General features: G+C 66.9%; 1 protein-coding gene. It reads left to right on the top strand.

Annotated features, from left to right (window positions below):
• Positions 1-136: 136 nt before the first annotated feature.
• A partial coding sequence (locus IG84_RS0137385) for a phage tail protein (RefSeq protein ID WP_031067977.1) occupies positions 137-354 on the top strand: 218 nt, incomplete at its 3' end.

Below are 354 nucleotides of genomic sequence, written 5' to 3' on the forward strand. Positions count from 1 at the left end.
GCTCACCGTGGCCGGCTTCCGCGACGTGTCGATCGCGCACCAGCAGCACACCGAGCTGCGCGACCCCGACCCCGACATCAGGCACATCAACGTCAGCTATCGCGTGTGGCTGACCAAGTCGTAAAGGAGTCAGGCCATGGCTGGTCTGGACGCTTTCGGTACCCAGCTGCAGCGCGGCGACGGTGCCACCCCCACCGAGACGTTCATGGCGATCGCGAATGTCACCGACATCACCCCGCCCGGCCTGGAGCGGGAGACCCTCGACGTCACCTCGCACGGCTCCCCGGACGCCTGGCGCGAGTTCATCGGCGGCCTGAAGGACGGGGGCGAGGTCGAGATCGACATCAACTACGA

The sequence above is a fragment of the Streptomyces ochraceiscleroticus genome (genome assembly GCF_000720485.1).
In the GTDB taxonomy this organism is placed as follows: domain Bacteria; phylum Actinomycetota; class Actinomycetes; order Streptomycetales; family Streptomycetaceae; genus Streptomyces; species Streptomyces ochraceiscleroticus.